Consider the following 20,585-nt stretch of genomic DNA (forward strand, 5'->3'; position numbering starts at 1 on the left):
AGAGGCAATCCGGGGAAGTCTAGCTGCAATTGCGTGATGCGGCTGCCCGCATTCGGACATGTGACTGGCAGATGATTTGCGCAAGACGCAAGTCCAAGCCAGCGGCGCCTACGGCTGCTCGGCACCCGGCGCCGGGTATTTCCGCGCGTTCATCTCCATCTTTGCCCGCACCGCCGCATCGAGGTCCACGCCGAGCGCCGTCACCAGTTGCGTCAGGTAGATCGTGATGTCGGCCAATTCCTGCTCCACATGCCCGCGCTCGTCGGTGGCCATGATGCCGCGCGACTCCTCCTCGGTCTGCCACTGGAAGATCTCCACCAGCTCGGCCACTTCCACACTCAGCGCCATGGCCAGGTTCTTGGGGCTGTGATACTTGCCCCAGTTGCGTGCCTCGCCAAAGGCGAGAGCGGCTTGCTGGAGGTTTTTTATGTCGATGAGGGGCATGATGGAAACGCGAGGCATGGTGCGACGTGGCATTGTAAAGGCGCTCACGGAAAGGTCCGCACAGCATCCCAGGTCAGTTCGAAGCGCATCAGGTACTTGCGCAGCCGATCGGCGTCGTTGACCACGGAGCGCTGCGTACGGGATCGGTCAAAGAGCCGGCGGCCAGCCTCGGACAACGTCTGCGATGCCCGGCAAACCCCGATGACGGCTTCGAGTTGCAATCGGTCGAATAGATCGAGTCCGTCGAGGACACCTGGCGGCACGACGACATCGAGGTCGACCTCGCTCGCATCTCGCTCGCTGGCTGGCTGCCACAGCCATTTCAAGCGCTGGATCTCGGCATCGACAAGACCCTCGGAAATCCTTCCGCCATCGGCCAGCGTCGCCATTCGCGTGACACTGGCCGACAGGTCACGAAAGTTGCCCTTCCACAGTGCCTCTACCGAATTGGCGAACCGCAGATACCGGGCCTTGGCCTCGACGTTGAAGCGCACGGTTCGCCCGGTCTCCGTCGCAGCACGTGTCAGCAGATGATCAATGTTGGGCTCGATATCCTCGGGGCGCTGGGCGAGTCCCGGCAGCGTATAGGCCCAGAGGTTGATCCGCGCGAACAGATCCTCGCGGAACCGCCCCTGCGCCACATCGACGCGCAAATCGCGGTTGGTGCCGGCAATCAGTTGGAAATCGCTGCTGACCTCCTTGTCGCTGCCCATGGGCAGAAAGCGCTTTTCCTCCACGGCCTTGAGCAGCATCGCCTGTTCGTCCAGGCCGAGTTCACCGATCTCGTCGAGAAACAACACACCCTTGTGCGCCGTGCGCAGCAGCCCCGGCCGATCGGCCATCGCACCGGTGAACGCGCCCTTCCTGTGACCGAACAACGTGGAGGCCGCGCCGTCGCCGCGCAGCGTCGCACAATTGACCTCGACAAACTCGCCCTGCACCTGGTGCCGCGACTTTTTCAGTTCGAACATGCGCCGCGCCAAATGGGACTTGCCTGCGCCCGTCGGGCCGGTCAGCAGGATCGGCGCCTGCGAGCCGACCGCCACGCGCTCGATCTCCTCGATCAAACCATTGAAACGCTTGTTGCGCGTGGCGATGCCGTTCTTGAGGAACTCCAGCGCTTCGGCCTGCGCCTCGTCGAAGCGCCGGGCCAGGACGTCGTAGCGCGACAGGTCGAGGTCTATCAGCGTGTAGGTGCCGGGCTTGCCGGGACCTTGCCGCCGCGGCGGCGCGGTCTGGAGCAATACGCCCGGCACCATGCGCGATTCGACCATCAGGAACATGCATATCTGCGCGACGTGGGTGCCGGTCGTGATGTGCGCCCAATATTGCTCGTCAGCCGGATCGAACGGGTACGCGCGTGCCCAGTCGTAGAGCGCCGCATATACCTCGCCGAAGTCCCAGGGGTCCACCACGCTCATCGGCACAAGGTTCACCAGGGTGTCGGGCGAGACATTCGCCATGTCCTGCTGCAGCGTTTGCGCCAGCGCCGTATGCGACGCGGGGTAGAACAACTCCATGCGGTCGATCAGCGTGTCTTCGTGCTGGACCAGCGAAACCGTCGGACGCCACTTCTCCCAACGCCCCGGACCTTGTCCGGAATCCAGTTGGGTTCCCATGAAACCGATCACCACGTTCTTTTTTGACATAGCTTGGTAGCTAACAGACTAGATCTAATTCTAGTCTTTTCGTGGAATGCATTGGTACTCGCCCATACCCGGAGCACTTGGAAAATTAAAATCCAACGATAGATCAACGACTTACAAACTGAGCCACACTCCATCAAGGCGACTGGCACACCACTTGCACAATCCTGGCCGTTGAGAATGCACATAGATGGGAGAGGAACAACGATGTCAAACCAGAAATACAACATCGCGGACGTCGCTGGCGGGGTGCCGGTGAAGATGTGGACCAAGGGCGTGCCTGTCGAAGACGAAGCCATGAAGCAACTGGCCAATGCCGCGCGCCTGCCCATCGTTTTCAAGCACATCGCGGCCATGCCAGACGTCCACCTGGGTATCGGAGCCACGGTCGGCTCGGTGATTCCGACGGTCAAGGCGATCATCCCGGCGGCGGTCGGCGTCGACATCGGTTGCGGCATGATGGCCGCAAAAACGACGCTGCGTGCGGAAGACCTGCCGGACAACCTCGGTCCGCTGCGCTCGGCCATCGAGGCTGCGGTGCCGCACGGCTTTACGCCGCGCCGGGGCGGACGCGACCCGGGAAGTTGGGAGAACCCTCCGGAATCGGTCGACCATATCTGGGGCACCCTTGTCGACGAATTCGAAGCCTTGTGCGAACTGCACCCACGCCTGCGGAACACGAATAACCGCAAGCACCTGGGTACGCTGGGAACTGGCAACCACTTCATCGAGGTCTGCCTCGACGAAACAGGCTTCGTCTGGTTCATGCTGCACTCGGGCTCGCGAGGTGTGGGGAACGCTATCGGCACGCACTTCATCGAACTGGCCAAGAAGGATGCGGAGCGCCATGACCGCCACCTGCCTGACAAGGACTTGGCCTACTTCGAGGAGGGCGCCCAGTACTTTGGCGACTATGTGCGCGCGGTCTCGTGGGCGCAGAAGTTCGCGATGAAGAATCGCGAAGTCATGATGGCCAACCTCATCGCCACGGTGCGCAAGGTCATCGCCAAGCCGTTCGACTCACATGTCGAGGCGGTGAACTGCCACCACAACTACGTCCAGCAGGAGCAGCACTTCGGCGAAGACGTGTTCGTGACCCGCAAGGGGGCAGTCAGCGCGAAGCGCGGCCAGATGGGCATCATTCCGGGCAGCATGGGTGCACGCAGTTATATCGTGCGTGGGCTCGGCAATCCGGAGAGCTTCGAGAGCTGCAGCCACGGCGCGGGACGCGTGATGAGCCGTACGAAGGCCAAGAAGCTGTTCACTGTCGAAGACCAGATCAAGGCGACCGCTGGCGTGGAATGCCGCAAGGACGCCAACGTCATCGACGAAATCCCGATGGCGTACAAAGACATCGATGCCGTCATGGCGGCCCAGGAAGACCTCGTGGAGGTCGTACACACGCTGAAGCAGGTCGTGTGCGTGAAGGGGTGAACACGTAGGGGTGAACGCTGGATAAGGTGGGGGTACACGCCCTCACCCGTTGTGCAACAGAAGAACAAGACGATGATCGAAATCGATGGTTCCACCGGCGAAGGCGGGGGTCAGATCCTGCGCACGTCACTGGCCCTGTCCATGTGTACTGGCCAGCCCTTTAGGTTGAGCGGCATCCGCGCCAACCGCCCGCGCCCGGGTCTCATGCGTCAGCATCTGACGTGCGTGAAGGCCGCAACTGTGATCTGCGATGCCGACGTGCAGGGCGATGAACTCAATTCCCAGTCGCTGATGTTCACGCCGCGCAAGCCGCGGGCGGGAGACTACGCCTTCAACGTCGGCACGGCGGGCAGTTGCACGCTGGTGTTGCAGACAGTCTGGCCAGCACTGCTGTTGGCGGACGCGCCGAGCCGCTTGCTAATAAGCGGCGGCACGCACAACCCGATGGCGCCACCTTTCCATTTTCTCGAACGCAGCTATGCGCCGCTGGTGCGCAGGCTTGGCGCCGACGCCAGCCTGACACTGCGCCGCCTGGGCTTCTTTCCCGCAGGCGGCGGCGAGATCGAAGTCGAGATCTCGCCGGCCGCAGATCGGCTGCAACCGTACGACCTGACCGAACGCGGCCAGAAGATCGACAGCTACGCCGAATGTTTCGCCCCTGCGCTGCCGCGCGCCGTCGCGTCCCGCGAACTGGAATTTCTCGGCACCGCACTGGGCTGGAACGCGGACCGCCTCCGCGTCGCCCCCGTCCGACAAAACGAAGGTCCGGGGAACGCACTGCTTGCCACCCTGGCCTACGAACACATGACCGAGGTCTTCACGCAGTTCGGAGAGAAGGGCATCACTGCAGAAAAAGTCGCCAACGCCCTCGTCCACGAAGTCCGCGATTATCAACTGAGCGACGCCGCATTGGGACCCCATTTGGCCGACCAGTGGGCGCTACCCCTCGCAATCGCCGCCTGGAAGCGCCAGCGCAGCGCGGTCTATACCTGCACTACATTGACCGCCCATGCAAAGACGAACTTCGAGGTGATCGAGCGTTTCCTGCCCGTGGGATTTTCGACGAAGCAGACCGGAAAAGGATGGCGAGTGGAACTACGGCCGATGAAGTGAGTTAAAGGAGGGAAACGTCCAAAGAAAAATGGCGCTCGAGCGCCATTTTTCTTTGGACAGGAGCAGACGTGAGAACCCGGAATTCGCGAGACTGCGAGTTCCGAAAAATCAAGGACATACCAACTAATTCCGTCGTCACTTCCTCGGCTTAAAACCGGAAATAGTGAGACTAGTCTGAATCGAAGCGCGAATTAGCTGGACTGCTCCGAAAGCGCCTGATGATGCACATTTTCGGTCGTTTCCCCCGATCCGCTCTGTACTTTCCTGGCTGCCGCGCGCTAGGTTGCCTGAAACGACCCGCCCAAAAGATCTGGGAGAATCCCAAAGTAGCTTGCTGCTAGCTCTTAAGTATCCAGCTAGCTAAATCGGCGTGCCGCGGTGGGCGCTTGCGATGCCTTCATCACTTTCCAGTTCACTGCGGACGGGGAGTGCCGCATGAAGATCATCAGGGAATGCCTGGCGTGTGGGCTGCCCTTCGAGGTCCGCCCTCAGACGCCAACGCAGCGCTACTGCTCATCCCCAGATTGCCAAAGACGCCGGCGGCGCGACTGGCATCGGAAACGCATGGCGACCGATGCCGACTATCGGGAAAACCAAGCACGGGCTCAGCGAGCTTGGGCGGCCTGCCACGCAGACTATTGGCGCATGTACCGCAGTCACCACCCCGACTATAGCGCTCGCAATCGCGAACAACAGAAGCGAAGGAATGCAACAAACAGGATTGCAAAGATGGACGTGTGCCGAAGGCTAACGTCAGTCCCGTCCGGCATCTACGCTCTGTCGCCAGCGCCACACAAGCTGATTGCAAAGATGGACGCCTGGATCGTCCGGATTACAGTCCTGGCGCGGCCGGGTGCAGAGACGATCATGATTGCAAAGAGATGACGTGTCACTGTCAGTGGCGGGAGCTGCTAGAAATGATGGTGTGCATGCTTCGAGTGATTGCCGGCGATGACGGCTAGGCGAGACACCGGCACGGCACGACGATTTGGACGCTGTGAGTCGAAATCATGCTGACGGTCGCTCAACAAGCTGGCGTGGAGCCAAGGGAGTCCCTGGTAAGGGCGGCCGAGTATGTCCGCATGTCCACGGAACATCAGCAGTGCTCGACGGAGAACCAACACAGCAAGATCCAGGATTATGCGCAGCGCCGCGGCCTAAGCATCGTCCGAACATACGCAGACGAGGGTAAGAGTGGCCTGCGCATCGACGGCCGACAGGCATTGCAAGACCTAATTCGAGACGTGCAGTCGGGGGCCGCCGACTATCAAGTCATCTTCGTCTATGACATCAGTCGCTGGGGACGTTTCCAAGACGCCGACGAAAGCGCTTACTACGAGTACATCTGCCGTCGAGCCGGCCTGCAGGTGGCCTATTGCGCTGAGCAGTTTGAAAACGATGGATCTCCCGTCTCGACAATCGTCAAGGGTGTTAAGCGTGCAATGGCCGGCGAATATAGCCGGGAGTTGTCGACCAAAGTGTTTGCCGGACAGTGCCGGCTAATCGAGCTGGGATTCCGGCAAGGAGGACCTGCAGGTTACGGCCTTCGCCGGGTACTTGTAGATCAACATGGAGTCATGAAGGGCCCACTGGATCGAGGTGAGCACAAGAGCCTTCAGACCGACCGAGTCATCCTGATGCCGGGCCCTGAAAGCGAGGTACGCACACTCAATCTCGTCTACTCCTGGTTCGTTGAGGAGGCGCTGAACGAGCATGAAATAGCTGCACGCCTAAACGGCATGCGCATCGTGACAGATATGGGACGCCCATGGAGTCGAGCGACAGTTCGGGAGGTACTCACCAACGAAAAGTACATCGGCAACAACGTATATAACCGCGTCTCTTTCAAACTGAAGAAGATGCGGGTCATCAATACACCCGACATGTGGATTCGTAAGGAGCACGCGTTCGAAGCGATTGTGCCAAGCGATGTCTTCTACACCGCCCAAGGCATCATGCGCGCGCGAGCACGCCGCTATTCGGACAACGAGCTCATCGATCGTTTGCGCGCCTTGTACGAAAGCCGTGGGTTCCTGTCGGGTCTTATCATCGACGAGACAGAGGGCATGCCTTCGACCTCCGTCTATGTATATCGATTCGGCAGCTTGATTCGCGCCTACCAGGCGGTCGGGTTTACGCCGGGCCGTGACTACCGGTATGTAGAAACCAATCGATTCTTAAGGAGGCTACATCCGGACATAGTTAGCGAAACAGAACAACGGATATCCAATCTCGGCGGCAGCGTACTCCGCGATTCGGCCACCGACATGCTCACATTGAACGGTGAGTTCAGTGCCTCAATCGTCCTTGCTCGCTGCCAAGCGCCCGCCAGCGGCCACTACCGCTGGAAGGTTCGCTTCGACACGAGCCTTGCGCCCGATATAACGGTCGCTGTACGGCTTGACCACGCCAACCAAGGACCGCTGGACTACTACTTGCTACCGCGTCTGGATTTCTGTCAGTCCCGCATTAGTCTTGCGGAACGAAACCACGCTGAGCTGGAGAGCTATCGGTTCGACACGCTAGATTACCTGTACGGCATGGCAGCCCGTTCAAAGCTTCGGAGGGCAGCATGAATGAGCCGCGGCAGCCTGGCGAAGTGCGCATGATCCCGATCGACAGGGTCGAAGTCCTTAACCCACGGGAGCGCAACGGGCGAGTGTTCGATGAGATCGTCGAAAACATCAAGACCATAGGCCTGAAGAAGCCCATTACCGTTACACCGCGCGCAGCGCCGGACGGTGGGGAGCGGTACATGCTGGTCTGCGGCGAGGGGCGTCTAAAAGCCTTCCGCTCTCTGGGTGAGACAACGATCCCTGCGCTCGTTGTGCATGTGAGTGACGACGACGCCTTCCTAATGAGCCTTGCCGAAAACATCGCGCGCCGCCAATGTCGGTCACTAGAGCTTCTAGCCGGCATCAGGCAGCTCCACGAGCAAGGTTATACACCCAAGGTCATCGCCGATAAGACCGGCCTTACACAACAGTATGTGCAAGGCATACTGACTCTGCTACAGCAAGGTGAGGAACGCCTACTCGTGGCGGTCGAGAAAGGCAGCATACCGTTGAATGCGGCCCTCACCATTGTAGGGGCCGGCGATGACGACAAGGCAATACAAGCGGCCCTTCAAGAAGCATATGAATCAGGAAAGCTACGCGGCAAACAGTTGATGGACGCACGGCGCGTTATTGAGCGTCGCGCGGCACTGGGTCGAACGACCGCGCACCGCATGCCACGCAACACCAGCGACGTTTCAACGTCTAGCCTCATTCACACCTATCAAAATGAAGTTGAACGGCAAAAGGCGATGGTACGTAAGGCTGAATTTGCGCAGCAGCGTCTGCTGTTTGTCGTGGGAGCACTGCGTCAGCTATTCGCCGACGAGAATTTTGTCAATCTGCTGCGAGCAGAAGACCTGGCAACATTGCCGAAGTACCTCTCCGAACGTGTATGGGCTGGAGGTCTGCAGAAATGAGCGGCATCACACTCGGCTTCATTCCCGAACCCCTGAACGTGCCGGTCATCTGCATACTGACATCCCGACGCACGCCAGAGGGAATAAGTACCTCGCGCAAGTTCAAGCAGATCAAGTCGTCGATTGAGGAGATCGGGCTAATTGAGCCGCTCACAGTTACCCCCGCCAACCAGCAGTCGGGACAACACGTGCTACTAGACGGACATATCCGTTTGATTGCCCTGCGAGACTTGGGATTCGTTGAAGCTTCCTGCCTAGTTGCAACGGATGACGAGGCCTTCACCTACAACAATCGCATCAATCGGCTTTCGACTATCCAAGAGCACTTGATGCTGCGCAGAGCCATCGAACGAGGTGTGCCACCCGACCGGCTGGCGAGAGCATTTAGCGTCGACATCTCGCACATTCAGAAGAAGATCAATCTCCTAAATGGAATCTGCCCGGAAGCCACGGAACTGTTGAAGGATCGACAGTTTTCCCCGGAGCTTGTGCGCGCCATACGCAAAATGAAGCCGACCAGGCAGGTTGAATGTATCGAGCTCATGGCATCGGCGAACAATCTTACCGTCGCGTACGCCGAAGCCTTACTTGTGGCCACGCCCGCGGCACTGCTTGTCGATGGGAAGAAGCCAACCAAGCTGACTGGCGTCACCCAAGAGCAGATGGCAAAGATGGAGCGGGAGATGACAAACCTTCAGGGTCAATACAGGCTCGTTGAGCAGACATACGGCCAAGATGTCTTGAACCTGGTCTTGGCGAAGGGCTATTTGGCGAAGCTTCTTGAGAATGAGTCTGTTGCCACGTTCCTGCGTCAGAGGCAGCCAGACCTGCTCGCAGAGTTCGAGCTTATTGTGCAAACCGTTTCGCTAGATCAGTAGAGCCTGAGGCTTGGGCGCCCCGGCCTCGATCACCGGACGCCACAACGCGGTGCAGGAGGGTCACCAAGACATGGGCCGACGGAAACAGCACCTCATATAATCATGGTTACAAGAAAAAATGGTAATGAGATGTCTTTCAAGATAACAGAGATAAAAAGAAAAAATCTAGGCCGTCACGCGGTGAGCGGTCGTGTGCGAGACAGGGACAATCGCATTACCTTGCTCGTGGGACCGAACGGGTCGGGAAAAACGCAGGTCTTGGTGGAGATGCTGGATAAATATGTTCATGGACGCCGCAGTCGATCGTCGCTCGCCTCGGGCATCGAGATCGAGGGAGTTGGCGAGCCATCGCGCGTGGTGGCACAGACATTTAGTCCGTTCTCGCGTTTCCCCAGGGAGAATACAAAGCCGCTGACCCTTCAAGAGTACCTGGAACCATCACCGGGCCCATATGCGGCAATTGGCTTGACGCGGGGCAACGGTATTGGGCGTCCCATTGCTCGGGAGGTGACCGGACGCATCCTAAAGCGTCTGTACGCGAATCCCTTGGAAGCGCCTTCGTTCGCCGTCGCGCTCACGAGCATGGGATTTCTTCCGCGCTTGACCCTCGTATATGCCACCACCCCGCTGGCGCGGAAAATCGAATTCGAGTCGGACGGATGGGAACTGCATGACTCGGTTAACCGATATCTTATGGGCGTCCAAGGCGATGCCGAGTTCTTGCCCCAGGAGTTGCCGCTTCGACGGGAAGTTGCCCCCGCAGATAAATCGATCTCCCCAGCGGAGGCCCGCGAACGTCTCGTTGAACTTTTGGTGGATTCCATCTCACAGGTGAAAGAGACGAGTTTTAATCATCTCAACCGGCGCGATCAGTCCTACACACTTGCCGTGGATCTGCGGAGGGATGATGCCTCTGCCAGGCAGTTGCACGCATTTCTTGTCTTGAGTCGAACAGGATTTCTGCGGATACGCAACTGTTATCTGGAGCCCGTCTCAGCCGAAGAGCGCACCTGGCAGATCGCGCTCGGAACCGAGAAGGAGTTCGATATCACAGATGCAAGCTCCGGGCAGCAACAGACGCTCAGTTCGCTCTTCGGAATTGCCGCAGAGGTCGAGGACGATTCACTGCTTCTAATCGATGAACCGGAATTGAGCCTTCATCCAGCCTGGCAGAGTAGTTATCTCGACAATCTCCGCGGAGTATTGTCCTCGCGAAAGGGTTGCGACGTTTTTATTGCCACTCATTCTCCGTTGATTGCACAGAGAGCGCGCGAACTCGGACTGGAAATGATCAATCTTGCCAAAGATGAGGCATCGCCTGATGTATCGCACGCCGAGGTATCACGCACCGAGGCTTCAGTTGACCAAATATTGCTCGATGATTTCAGAGTCGCAGTGCGCGATAGCACCTATGTTGCACACCACCTGCTGTCGCTGGTCATGAAGGCGGAGCGTGAGGCGGAAAAGGGAAGGCATGCCGATGATGTCATGGGGCGGTTGCTATTTCTCCAGGGGCTATATAACACGTCTTCCACACCGGACAGTAAGATCGATAAGCTAATTGCCGATGCGATTAGCATCGTCTCGACCGCCAATAATCGTGACCGGGGCTGAGGAAATGCAAAATCCCAAGCTGCCGCGAAAGATCCTGAAGTTTGAACTTGAGCAAATTCCGTGGTCCGAAACCGAATTCAATACCCTACTCTCCATCGCAGCGAAGCATAAGGATCGCGCGTGGGATCATGCTGGAAAGGACTCTCCGCTTGATGAAGCCGAGAAGGAACTTGTCAAGAATTTCAAGACCGCTCTCAAGAATCATCTCTACAGCGTCGCCCAAGGCAGGTTTTGCTGCTTCTGTGGCACGAAGCTTCAGAGTCATGATGCAACGAAAGACCTGGAGCATCTCATTGCAAAGGAGGGCAAGGAGCATGTTGTATTCGCCTTGAAAAACATTGCACTTTCCTGCAAGGATTGCAATGTCTCGAAGGGGAGAAAAAAAGTAACAGTTCTCGCGCTAAATGAGGGCTCAGATGATCCCGATAATGTTCTCGCACTTTCTAAGGAATATCTCATCATTCATCCACATCATGATGAATGGCAGGAGTATCTTTACGTCGACACGTTTGGACGTGTGACTGCTCGCGACGCCTCGGTTGACGGGAAGGGCAGCACGACACTGAGGATCTGTGGCATTCATCGAAAGAACGCCATGGAGCTTGCCGATCATTTCGTATGGCTTCGCTCAGACGGGAAGCGGCATAGCGATTGGGTCGACTTTTACTCGCTGGTCAACAGCAAGGAGACGGATGAAAAGCGCCTCGAAAAACTAATGGATTTTGCGTTTGGGTTAGCCGACGCCTTACGGAGTCCAGAAACCCCCTCGGAAGACACAATTGACTTCGCGCTGATGGATATCATCGAACGTGCAGGGCTCAGTGGAGCAGCCGCGGATTAGCAATGACCCGGCGCAGGCGGAGCTTGTTCGGCCGGAGGCGGCAACGGATCGTACGCAAACCGCAAGCGGTCACTCGATTCAGTACTTTCTGGGCTGTAGGCGGATGTCGCTGCGCGGTGTAGCAAAGGCGGAAAAATCCAACGGCAGATCCAGATTGGCGGCGCGAGCGCAATTCCAGAGCGCCTCCCCTTGGAGTCACGTCAGCGGATGGTGCCACCACAGAAGCAAGCCTCAGTCGTGGTCCAGATTCGCCCCCCACTTTGCAGCATAACCTTGGTGGCGATCCCCGGCGTCGGGTCATCGCTGGGCGACGGGTAGACGGAGTAGAGCATCAAGCCTAGAATAGGCGCCGGGTGCCCACCTTACTTGCACACGAGTAGAAACAGGCATTATTTCCGTCATTGCAAAACCTCTCTTTGAGCCTCGCCGTCGGGGACTTAAACGTGTGCGCCTGACCCGAATTCGGCGTGGCGTTTAGGAAAGGTTCACTATGACGATCAAGGAACTTGCGTACATTGCGCAGCATCATCTCCAGGCCCATACCGGTACGCAATTCAAACGCGCCCACATCTACGAGTTGCTGGCCGCAGCCTTTGGTTTCAAGTCCTACGCGGCGCTCTCTGCAGAAGCCGTTTTTACCAAACAGTCGCTATCCAGTCGACGTGCGGCAGATTATGGCGAGCACGTCGGGAACCGTTGCCTAGAGATCGGTTACCAGTTCGATGCGGCGACAAGGGCCGCCAGCGTGCTCCCGGCATTTATGACCGAACGCAAATTCGGGCTTGTCAGGATTCCGGATCTGATCGCCTATCTGCGAGGCGAGTCACGGCACGGCTCGTGGCCTAATGAAGATGAGCAGGGGGATCAGAACGAGGTTAAGTGGTGGTCTTCTTCTGACGAACTGGCCTCACCGCTTATGCTGGATGGGCTCAGCGCAGCAGCGAGCCGGGGTCATGCCGCCGCTCACTATGCATTGGCATTGATCCACGCCCCAATGATTGACGACTTCGATGACCCAGGAGTCGGTGCTGATTACTGGTACATGCAGGCCAAAAACGGACGTGCTCTGATAGGCGTGGAACAGGAGTGGGCCGATGCTCACGCGACTCGTCTGGTGCAGAATCAAAAATACTCTCTACATCTTCGAGAGGCTGCGAAGCTCGGACATAAAGAGGCACTATTGGAACTTGCCGATCGTTTTGATGACCCGACATTCTTTGAGCAGGTGAGCGATTCGGTGAACGCCAGTCCTTCCTGGGTTGCCGGCATCGCCGAGCGCATAGGGCGACCAGAGGATGCGAAGAAGTGGTTGACGGAAGCGGCAACGCAGGGAGATACGGATGCCATTCGCCGATTGATTGAGGACTACGACCGTGAAGACCGACAACAATGCTGGACATGGGTGTACCTCGCAGAGTTGAATGGTGTCGATTTGAACAAGGATGAGTACGTCGCCATCCACGAGGACGGATCACGCTACGACGACGACGTTGGCGGCCCAATGTTTGTGGATGGCCGAGATGGCGTGAAACTCGAGCCAATGAGTGAAGCACAACATTCCTATGCCCGACGCGCCGCACGGGAGATCTTCGAGGGAGTTCGGCGGTTGAAGAAGTAACTCGAATTGCATCGCTGCAATGCGCAACCGACGGCTGCAATTTCCGTCGTCGGTCGCCATCACTACAGAAGTCTCCGACGAAAATCGATTGCCCTCAATTCCGGCTGGGCCCGAGTCGCACGACAGGAGAAGCGGGTCCGGGTCCACGGATATTGGTCATTGCCTTCGGTTGGCGTAGGGGAGCGTATCGCCGTGCTCTCGCTGAAAGCGTTTAATCAGGTCAGCTTTTGCCGCATCGACAGATTCACCCGGACACTCCACCCAGCGTACCAGTAGATCCTCCCAATCCGAGAGGTGCCAAAGCAAGCGCCCGCCTCGATGCCCAACATTCGCGCCGTAGGCAAAGCTCACCAATTGCTGCACTCGCTGTCGAAGGCCGTTACGACCTGCCCCTTTCCCGATGTACACAACAGTGGCATTAGGCACCCATGCCGCCTTGACGATTTCCTCGGGATAACTTGGGGCCAGCCCTTTGAACTGTCCAGCCCCGCTATCGCGCAGAAACGTCGGCGCACCTGCTGCCTCCCGGACGACAACGTAGACGCCGGAAACTGTTGGAACATCGCCAAAGGGATCATCACCCCAGCGGGGCGTTCCGAGCATCTTAATAGATATGCCAGTTGCGAACGAGTTCAAGTCGATGCCGTCGACGATTCTCATTACGCCCCCTTCGTATCTAGGGTCCCCACTCCCCGTCGAAACGAGAATACACTGCTGCGGACCCATTGTTCTGTTGGCCGCTGTAACGCTAGTCATTGGCCGACCGGGAGCACCTCGATGAACATCGACTATTCGTCAGGCTCGTCCGCCGGCTTCGAATTGAAGTCGGCATTGACAATCAAGGCGGAGCGGTAACGAGGTTTTGTGAACACCAAATAGCAGGATCGAAGCATTCCAGCAGACGCCATCGTTAGCAGAGACTGAAATTCACTTGCGGATAGGTCGATAACGGCCTGCACAACTGGCTTGACAGCAATAATCGCGCCAATCGATGGCACCTCCACCTGACCTACGGCTGGATCTGCATTGACGTAGACCATGATGGAAAATTGCGAAGTTCCTGCTACTGGCTCCGTGAGTTCACCCTCGATGTGTATGGTGAGCATGGTCACCCGTTCTGGGGGCAATGATCGGGGTCTGTCGGCACGAACACTCAGGCTGGCACGAAGCCGATTAATATCGCCCGAGCGCTGTATAAGCTCGCCGCCACCCCTTCTTCTCTTGCTTGGATGGGACATATGCGGTCTCCAATGACGAGGCCGCGAGCCGACCGGCGATGCCGCGATGCCCTGCGTGAAGCAAAGCCGACGGACTTTTTACCCATTCTCAACTAGCTCTTTCACGGCCGTGGTTCGCGTGCGCGAAATCGTGGCAGCCAGCCTTGATGGAAATCCGTTCGCGCGACTCCCGCGATACTGCCGAAAACCTCCGGTTCCAGCAATCATCTGCCAGAATTGTGATTCATTCGTTGACCGACATTCTGGACCTCCCTCTAGCGGCATAGCACGTGACAGTGTTGCCTCCCCGGCAAAAACACGCACTTCGCCCCTCCCCGAGGCGAAGTGGCCGGACAAGCAGAGGCTTGGATCGTTCGCCGGACTGCATCTGACGCGGGCGCTTGTGCCAGCAAATGCACACAGGCTTGAACCGCCTGGAAGCGACGCAACAGGAGCAGCGAGAGGGGCTGGGGCTGCGGCTGGCTGGGAGTGCTCAGTACGCGGTGAACACCGAATGGCGACATCACACCGCAAATACAATAACGTTGTGGTTCCATTTGCTACGCGATGTGCTCACGTTACGGTGACGCTATGAGAACGACGATTCGCAGGATAGGCAATTCCCAAGGGGTGCTGATCCCCAAGCTGATTCTTGCCCAGCTCGGTTTGGAGGCTGAAGTGGATATGGCCGTAGAGGGCGACGCACTAGTGATTCGCAAACCAAAGAAAAAAGCTCGCGAGGGCTGGGCCGAAGCCAGCCAGGCGGTGGCGAGTGCGGGCGATGACGCGCTGGTGATGACCGATTTTCCCAACACCGACGACGCAGAGTTGGTGTGGTAGCGCGTTGTGAGATTAGCTGGTCACGTTCTACTCGAAGAAGAGCAGTGAAATTCAGAGAACGCGGACGCGCGTAGTTGTCGCGCCACCAGAGATGCACGACCGTCCGGACACGTTGTTGGGGGCGACGATAACAGCTGAGCTGACGGCTGTGGCGGCACTATCTGACCGCAGGTTTTGAAGGTCCGCTCTTCGGTGGGGTATGCGGAGAGATCGGTCATGCCGATAGGATCGTGAAGCACCCTCGAATGGAGCTGATAGGCGCCAGCAGCGAGCCAAGGCCGCCATCATAGCCTCTCCGATCGCTTTTGGTTTCACTGACCGATGACAGCAATTGCACTACTGAACCCCGAATCGTCGCCTCACGTAGTGGCGGACTCCCTTCTTTCAGCTGCAGGGCGAGATCCTCGTCAGAAAAAAACTGTTTGGCTGCCGGCCATGGGCAGCATCCGCTCCGAATGGGGAAGCGAGGCTGAACCGTGGCACATCACACGCCTAGGCCGCAAATCTTTCTTTCTGCCAAACTTCTCGGGCGTGCTGGTCTTCGCAGGGGACTGTCGCGCTGCATTCAACTTCTGGGCGGATCTGTCTGATGCCATAGCAAATGCCGCGCTATACGACAATTCAGTACGTGTTCGTCGGTCTTTGGTAGATCGAGTTCTAACGCACACAGCTGGCGCGGCCGATATCTCGTTGCTGGGAATTCTTATCGATGAAAATGGCCAGCGTGAGGGTTACGTGCACAACGCGACGAGGCTTGACACTGCCAATTTTGGATCCTGCTATGTCGCTGGCACAGGAGCGTCACTAGTGGCTCAGCTCATTCGTTCAACGGACGCTCGGATCTCTAACGATGGGGGATGGGCGGCAACCATTCGAATTTCCGCGACAGAGAATCTCGCTGAGCAGATTTCCTCGGATATGCTATATCGCGAAAGCGACGCACGAAATGGTTTGTCCGCGACCACTCCAATAGGCGCTCAGTGCGGCGGCTTCTATGAGTGGTACGGCATCGAAACGTTCGGCATACAGCCAATGCGGCCGCGTATAGATCTACACGTGAAGATCGAAGATCACCGGGTCTTCGCCACCCGCGTCCATCTTTCCGAGATGTTTCAGCTGATTAACCCACCGAATTCAACTCTTCGCTCCCAGCGATATTCCATCAGCGTGCTGAACTTGGGGCTTATCCCCTACGACCTATCGTCGGAGGTTGACGAATACGGTGGGTGGACAATCATCCCAGAGGATGTTCATGGTGTCATTATCGAACCCACATTCAAACTCTACGAGCAGCCCGGAGATGCCTCTGTCACCTCGCGGCTATCAGGCCCACTAACTCCCGAGGACTTGACGGGCCTATTCTCAGAGCCGATGAACATTCATCGTGTTCGGCTGACTGTGCAGAAGGAAGGTTCGGCCAAGGGCAAAGGGATGTACACGGATGCCGGGGAAATCCCGAATGTCCGTATTTGCTGCGAGGACGGTCAACTGTCCTTGCAGTTGAGCAGCAAACTGAAGCAAACAGTACTCGCCATCGGGAGAAGCCTTTGATGCCAACGAGGGGGCCAGTTCTGTTCATTCGTATTAACGCTCCCTTAGAACGATGTCACATGGAGGGACCGTGCATGGCACAGATGTGCAACATGACCCCTTGTTCCCTTCTTCGTAGACTGCTGAGTCGCCCGGGTCGGGAAGCCACTGATCAGGTACACTTTCGAGCACACTGATACTGCCAATGACGGGTACCTATGGGCATTAGAAACCTGGCTGATCCTGCTGCCGTCAGACTGGCACTTGAAGAATTCGATGAGCTCGGCAGAACTGCCTTTTTGGAAAAGTATGGTTACGGGCGTTCACGCGAGTACATGCTGCGTGATTCCGCGACGGGCCAACTCTACGACTCTAAGGCAATTGTCGGAGCAGCATACGGCTACGCATTCCCCGAACACGGCCCGCTAGGCTTCGACAGCTTCTCTGGCGGGGAAGCGACGGTGCAAAAGCTGCTGTCAGACCTCGGCTTCGACGTGGTTCGCGTTGGCCAAGATTGGAGTCGCGAGGAAGTTGAGGCGACTGTGCGGGACTACTTCCAGATGTTGGCACTGGAATCCAAGCAGGCCCCTTACAACAAAAGCGACCACAACGCCAAGCTGCGCGCCACACTGAAGATAAGAAGCAAGGGCGCGGTGGAACTGAAGCATCAGAACATATCTGCAGTCCTCGATCAAATCGGTCTACCTTACATTAAGGGATACAAGCCAAGGCAGAATTTGCAGGATTTGCTTCGCCAGGTCGTTCTTGAGTATGTACAAACTCATGGGACCCAAGTTGAGTCTGTCCTAGATAACTTGGAAGCTCAGACTCTCCCAGCCGATCAACTATTCAAGGGGGTACTGGTCGAGCCACCCATCGTCGAAGCACTACAATCATCGGCCACAAAGAGCCGCTTGCCCAGAAAATTTGATTATGCGGCTCGCGACGAACGAAATCGTCGACTTGGTCACAGCGGAGAAGGCTGGGTTATAGGCTTCGAGCAGCGCAGATTGGTTGAGGAGCAACGGCCTGATCTCGCACCCAGGGTTGACTGGCTCTCGGATAGGCTTGGTGATGGCACTGGCTACGACATTCTTTCATTTGAAGCGTCAGAACTTGCACGCTTCATCGAAGTGAAGACGACGAATGGAGGACCACTAACTCCATTCATGATTACGCGAAATGAGAAGGAGTTCTCCGACGAAGCCGGCGATACTTTTTGTCTTTATCGCGTCTTCGAGTTTGCGACTGCCCCCAAGCTCTTCATCCTACGCGGGAGCATCACCAACAATCTTCAGTTGGAGCCCATCGACTACAGGGCGCGGCTAAAGACGATCCGCTCATAGTAGGCACCCAGCCAACGGCACTCACGTCCTGTGGCCCACCTTCCATTCCTGGAGGGCGCTACGCGGAAGTCGCGCATGCCGTCATATCTTGATTGACATCGGCGTTTCTGTCGGCTGGCGTCTCAGCGGGCCTCTTCAAATCATTGCACAGTTCAATCGCCCGCCTTGCTCGCTGCTTCCCTCTCATATCAACAACTTCGAGAACGGTCATCATAAACAGAAGCGCTGCTACGGCCAGGTACACCACACAGCCACGTAGAGATCCAGTCGCCCCCTGATAGAAAGACCACGCTAGGCTGATTGCGAAGCACAGAATCGTTATCCACGCGGCCTTGCTGATGTGGTCTGGAGAAGGAGGTACGAAGCCCTCATCCGCAACGTAGCCATCAGCCCCCAGGAACTCCAGGTACGTCGAGCCGCCTGCGACCGCTCTTGCCAGCAACAATGCCTCGGGATGCCGAGCAATATACCGCAGTTCTTCAAGCGAATAATCTACGCCGTAGGCGGAGAACATACGACCGGCATCCGCCAAAGTCGGGGCTTCTGGATTTAAGGATTCCCACGCCTTAGCGACAGCGTCCGGATTTCGCATGCAGTGTTCACGTGCAATCCACGAGAGGAAGTTGCCCAACGTGGAAAGAATGCCTCCCGATACCTGGCTTAGCATAGATTCTGAAATTTTCGATGACGGGAATGGTTCAGATTCTAGCCGCATCCACCGGAAGAATCGCTTTACCTGAAGACCCTCCCACATCACTCCTTAGAGGGATGGTAAAGCACGATTCTTCAGAGGGCCCTTGGCGCGCATGCATACCGGTTTTTCGCTAGTGTCAAACGGCTCGCTCCACCACCAACCGGCCGCTTACTAGATCTAACCGCATCAGCTCACGCCTGCCGTTTGGGTGCACTCGTACCGCTCGGCCAGGATAACGCCGATCCGATATGTAAATGGCACGCCCCTCCCTCAGGTGCCTCGATGCCTCACTGCCATCGTCGTTGGCGAGCATGTCTTCGAACTCTGCGAAGAAACGCTCCTCTTCGCTGGGGGAGGCGTTGTCCAAGAACCTCGGATCTATCATTACCGCTCCAGTATTCAATGTGCTGCGATGACTTATTGCCGTAGCCAAAACTGCTCGTCCCACGGAGCGACTGTTCGCTCAACACCATCCTCTGTCGTTCAAAGAGCCCCGGTACGGCACGTACCGGGAACTGTCAAACTTTACAGCCGTTCATTCTCGTTCTGCCAGGCATTCCCATCTCCGCTACGCCTCGCCAATCTTATGGCTTCCTCCAGCGCGGCCTCCTCGAATTGCCAAACCGGATGTCCGTCGACTAGTGGTCCTGTAATTGCACGAAGTAGGCCATCCGCTATCAACTTGTACAATCGCTTCCTGGAAAGCCCATGCGCTCGCCTCGCTTCTGCCAGCGTAAATAATTTTGCTCGTCGCTCCGCCGCCGCAGTGACGCTGTCCTTCAGAATCGAGCCCATTCGACGCCCGCTCGACGTCGCAAAAAATCTGCCGACAAGCTCTCCCTTCTCCACAAGCTCTCTCACTTTGGCGGTCCGCATATGTAAGATCTTCGCGGCCTCCTTTGCCGAGATCCATTCGTGCGACTCACGTGACTCCGACGAGAACCTTCGGTTTCTTTTTGCCAACTGACCAGTCCAGTTACTGCCGATGTAGCTCTCAAATCCGTCGCGCAGGAACGCGAATGATGCCTCCGGAAAGCTCTTATATAGGGTCGGATAGAACCGCCCAAAATGGGCGGACAGCTTGTTGCCATTCGCTTCTAAGCTTCCCCGTGCACCGATCTGATCGACTAGGCGATGAAAGCCACCTGGCCAATCGAAGAGTACCTCACATGTGGCCTGCACCATGGCAATAGCGTTTTCGAGCTGCATGACACCGGAAATCTTCTGCGCCTTCGCTGTTTGCCGAACAGCATAGGCACCGAGAAACCAGGTAAGGCGAAGCAGCTCCTCGACGTTAAGAACTAAGGCGTGCGACGGAAGGACTTGTCCTACTGAGGCGCCGGGATGCAGCACGGATGCCAACAAGCCTGCATAGCACTGCGCATACTCGGTGCACGTTACCGCAGTAGCGGTCTCAAGCAGGGTGCCACAGGAGCACTTGCCGAGCGGCGCGTTGGTCCACCGGATAGCGCGCCTGCATCTGTGACAATCATCACGTAGCCAAACGGCGTGCTTGTCACAGGCAACACCGAACGTCACCCCCCAAACTGCACGATGATATCGTTGCTCGGCCAGGCATCTCGGGCAATAGCGTTGGAAGCGGGTATTCCAATATCGCGATGCCACATTGCCACGATCATGGGTATTCAGGGCTCCGAGGCCATATATTGGCCCGCGAAGAATCGCCAACGTTTCCTCATCGTGCCCCGTAAGCTCACTTAGAGATGCACGCGCTCCTCCAGAAACATTTGCTGCGCGCGCAAGGGATGCGCACCACCGCGGGCGATCGAATCCGTTCAATGAGCTCAAACGCAGGACGTACCCTTGCTTCGACTCATGTGCGAGTGGCAATGGCCGAACTAATAGCAACATATCTTCGCTCCAGCGAATCCGAT

17 protein-coding genes and 1 pseudogene are annotated in these 20,585 nt (G+C 57.2%); 11 read left to right on the forward strand and 7 right to left on the reverse strand.

Annotated features, from left to right (window positions below; all coding sequences use genetic code 11):
- Nucleotides 1–108: 108 nt before the first annotated feature.
- Together FFS21_RS16355 and rtcR are read right to left on the reverse strand one after the other, a co-directional pair.
- Complete coding sequence (locus tag FFS21_RS16355; RefSeq protein ID WP_137925834.1) at nt 109–444, reverse strand: nucleotide pyrophosphohydrolase; 336 nt, start codon at nt 442–444, stop codon at nt 109–111.
- A gap of 44 nt (nt 445–488) precedes the next feature.
- Nucleotides 489–2,093, reverse strand: coding sequence for an RNA repair transcriptional activator RtcR (gene rtcR / locus FFS21_RS16360; protein ID WP_137925835.1), 1,605 nt, complete (start codon nt 2,091–2,093; stop codon nt 489–491).
- A 204-nt stretch (nt 2,094–2,297) separates the two neighbouring features.
- On the opposite strand from rtcR, the gene FFS21_RS16365 reads away from it, so the two are divergent.
- The 8 genes from FFS21_RS16365 (at nt 2,298) to FFS21_RS16405 (ending at nt 13,063) form a co-directional block, all read left to right on the forward strand.
- Complete coding sequence (locus FFS21_RS16365; RefSeq protein ID WP_137925836.1) at nt 2,298–3,524, forward strand: RtcB family protein; 1,227 nt, start codon at nt 2,298–2,300, stop codon at nt 3,522–3,524.
- Nucleotides 3,525–3,596: 72 nt separating this feature from the next.
- Entirely contained in the window at nt 3,597–4,637 is a 1,041-nt protein-coding gene (gene rtcA / locus FFS21_RS16370) for an RNA 3'-terminal phosphate cyclase (protein WP_137925837.1), read from the forward strand.
- A 1,010-nt stretch (nt 4,638–5,647) separates the two neighbouring features.
- Complete coding sequence (locus FFS21_RS16380) at nt 5,648–7,213, forward strand: recombinase family protein (RefSeq protein ID WP_137925839.1); 1,566 nt, start codon at nt 5,648–5,650, stop codon at nt 7,211–7,213.
- Nucleotides 7,210–8,112 carry a ParB/RepB/Spo0J family partition protein gene (locus FFS21_RS16385; protein ID WP_137925840.1) on the forward strand — a complete coding sequence of 301 codons (903 nt, stop codon included), beginning with the start codon at nt 7,210–7,212 and terminating at the stop codon, nt 8,110–8,112. Before FFS21_RS16380 ends, FFS21_RS16385 begins: the two co-directional genes overlap by 4 nt.
- Complete coding sequence (locus tag FFS21_RS16390) at nt 8,109–8,990, forward strand: plasmid partitioning protein RepB C-terminal domain-containing protein (protein WP_137925841.1); 882 nt, start codon at nt 8,109–8,111, stop codon at nt 8,988–8,990. Before FFS21_RS16385 ends, FFS21_RS16390 begins: the two co-directional genes overlap by 4 nt.
- Nucleotides 8,991–9,119: 129 nt before the next feature.
- Nucleotides 9,120–10,604, forward strand: a complete 1,485-nt coding sequence (locus FFS21_RS16395; protein ID WP_171020428.1) for an AAA family ATPase — start codon at nt 9,120–9,122, stop codon at nt 10,602–10,604.
- Between the two features lie 4 nt (nt 10,605–10,608).
- Nucleotides 10,609–11,445 carry an HNH endonuclease gene (locus tag FFS21_RS16400; RefSeq protein WP_137925843.1) on the forward strand — a complete coding sequence of 279 codons (837 nt, stop codon included), beginning with the start codon at nt 10,609–10,611 and terminating at the stop codon, nt 11,443–11,445.
- Between the two features lie 490 nt (nt 11,446–11,935).
- The gene (locus FFS21_RS16405; protein ID WP_137925844.1) at nt 11,936–13,063 is read left to right on the forward strand and encodes a hypothetical protein; all 1,128 of its coding nucleotides are present in this window, start codon (nt 11,936–11,938) and stop codon (nt 13,061–13,063) included.
- 156 nt (nt 13,064–13,219) lie between these two features.
- Here the strand turns inward: FFS21_RS16405 and FFS21_RS16410 are convergent, their stop codons facing one another.
- Together FFS21_RS16410 and FFS21_RS16415 are read right to left on the reverse strand one after the other, a co-directional pair.
- Nucleotides 13,220–13,723, reverse strand: a complete 504-nt coding sequence (locus FFS21_RS16410; protein ID WP_137925845.1) for a hypothetical protein — start codon at nt 13,721–13,723, stop codon at nt 13,220–13,222.
- Nucleotides 13,724–13,851: 128 nt separating this feature from the next.
- Nucleotides 13,852–14,301 carry a hypothetical protein gene (locus FFS21_RS16415; protein ID WP_249359436.1) on the reverse strand — a complete coding sequence of 150 codons (450 nt, stop codon included), beginning with the start codon at nt 14,299–14,301 and terminating at the stop codon, nt 13,852–13,854.
- A 570-nt stretch (nt 14,302–14,871) separates the two neighbouring features.
- Here FFS21_RS16415 and FFS21_RS16420 point away from each other — a divergent pair.
- From FFS21_RS16420 to FFS21_RS16430, 3 genes are all read left to right on the forward strand, one after another.
- Entirely contained in the window at nt 14,872–15,120 is a 249-nt protein-coding gene (locus FFS21_RS16420) for an AbrB/MazE/SpoVT family DNA-binding domain-containing protein (RefSeq protein WP_137925846.1), read from the forward strand.
- A 321-nt stretch (nt 15,121–15,441) separates the two neighbouring features.
- On the forward strand, nt 15,442–16,671 hold the full coding sequence (locus FFS21_RS16425; RefSeq protein WP_212745246.1) for a hypothetical protein: 1,230 nt from the start codon (nt 15,442–15,444) through the stop codon (nt 16,669–16,671).
- A 197-nt stretch (nt 16,672–16,868) separates the two neighbouring features.
- Nucleotides 16,869–17,996 (forward strand): protein NO VEIN domain-containing protein, encoded by a 1,128-nt coding sequence (locus FFS21_RS16430; RefSeq protein ID WP_137925848.1) that lies wholly within the window; start codon nt 16,869–16,871, stop codon nt 17,994–17,996.
- A 58-nt stretch (nt 17,997–18,054) separates the two neighbouring features.
- Here FFS21_RS16430 and FFS21_RS16435 read toward each other — a convergent pair whose 3' ends face one another.
- The 3 genes and pseudogenes from FFS21_RS16435 to FFS21_RS32925 all read right to left on the reverse strand — a co-directional run.
- Nucleotides 18,055–18,588, reverse strand: a complete 534-nt coding sequence (locus FFS21_RS16435) for a hypothetical protein (RefSeq protein WP_137925849.1) — start codon at nt 18,586–18,588, stop codon at nt 18,055–18,057.
- A gap of 627 nt (nt 18,589–19,215) precedes the next feature.
- Nucleotides 19,216–20,052 carry a hypothetical protein gene (locus FFS21_RS32505; RefSeq protein ID WP_249359438.1) on the reverse strand — a complete coding sequence of 279 codons (837 nt, stop codon included), beginning with the start codon at nt 20,050–20,052 and terminating at the stop codon, nt 19,216–19,218.
- 153 nt (nt 20,053–20,205) lie between these two features.
- Nucleotides 20,206–20,562, reverse strand: a pseudogene (locus FFS21_RS32925) (TniQ family protein); the annotation flags it as partial.
- Nucleotides 20,563–20,585 lie beyond the last annotated feature (23 nt).

It is taken from the genome of Cupriavidus sp. 2SB, from assembly GCF_005503625.1.
Taxonomy (GTDB): Bacteria; Pseudomonadota; Gammaproteobacteria; order Burkholderiales; family Burkholderiaceae; genus Cupriavidus.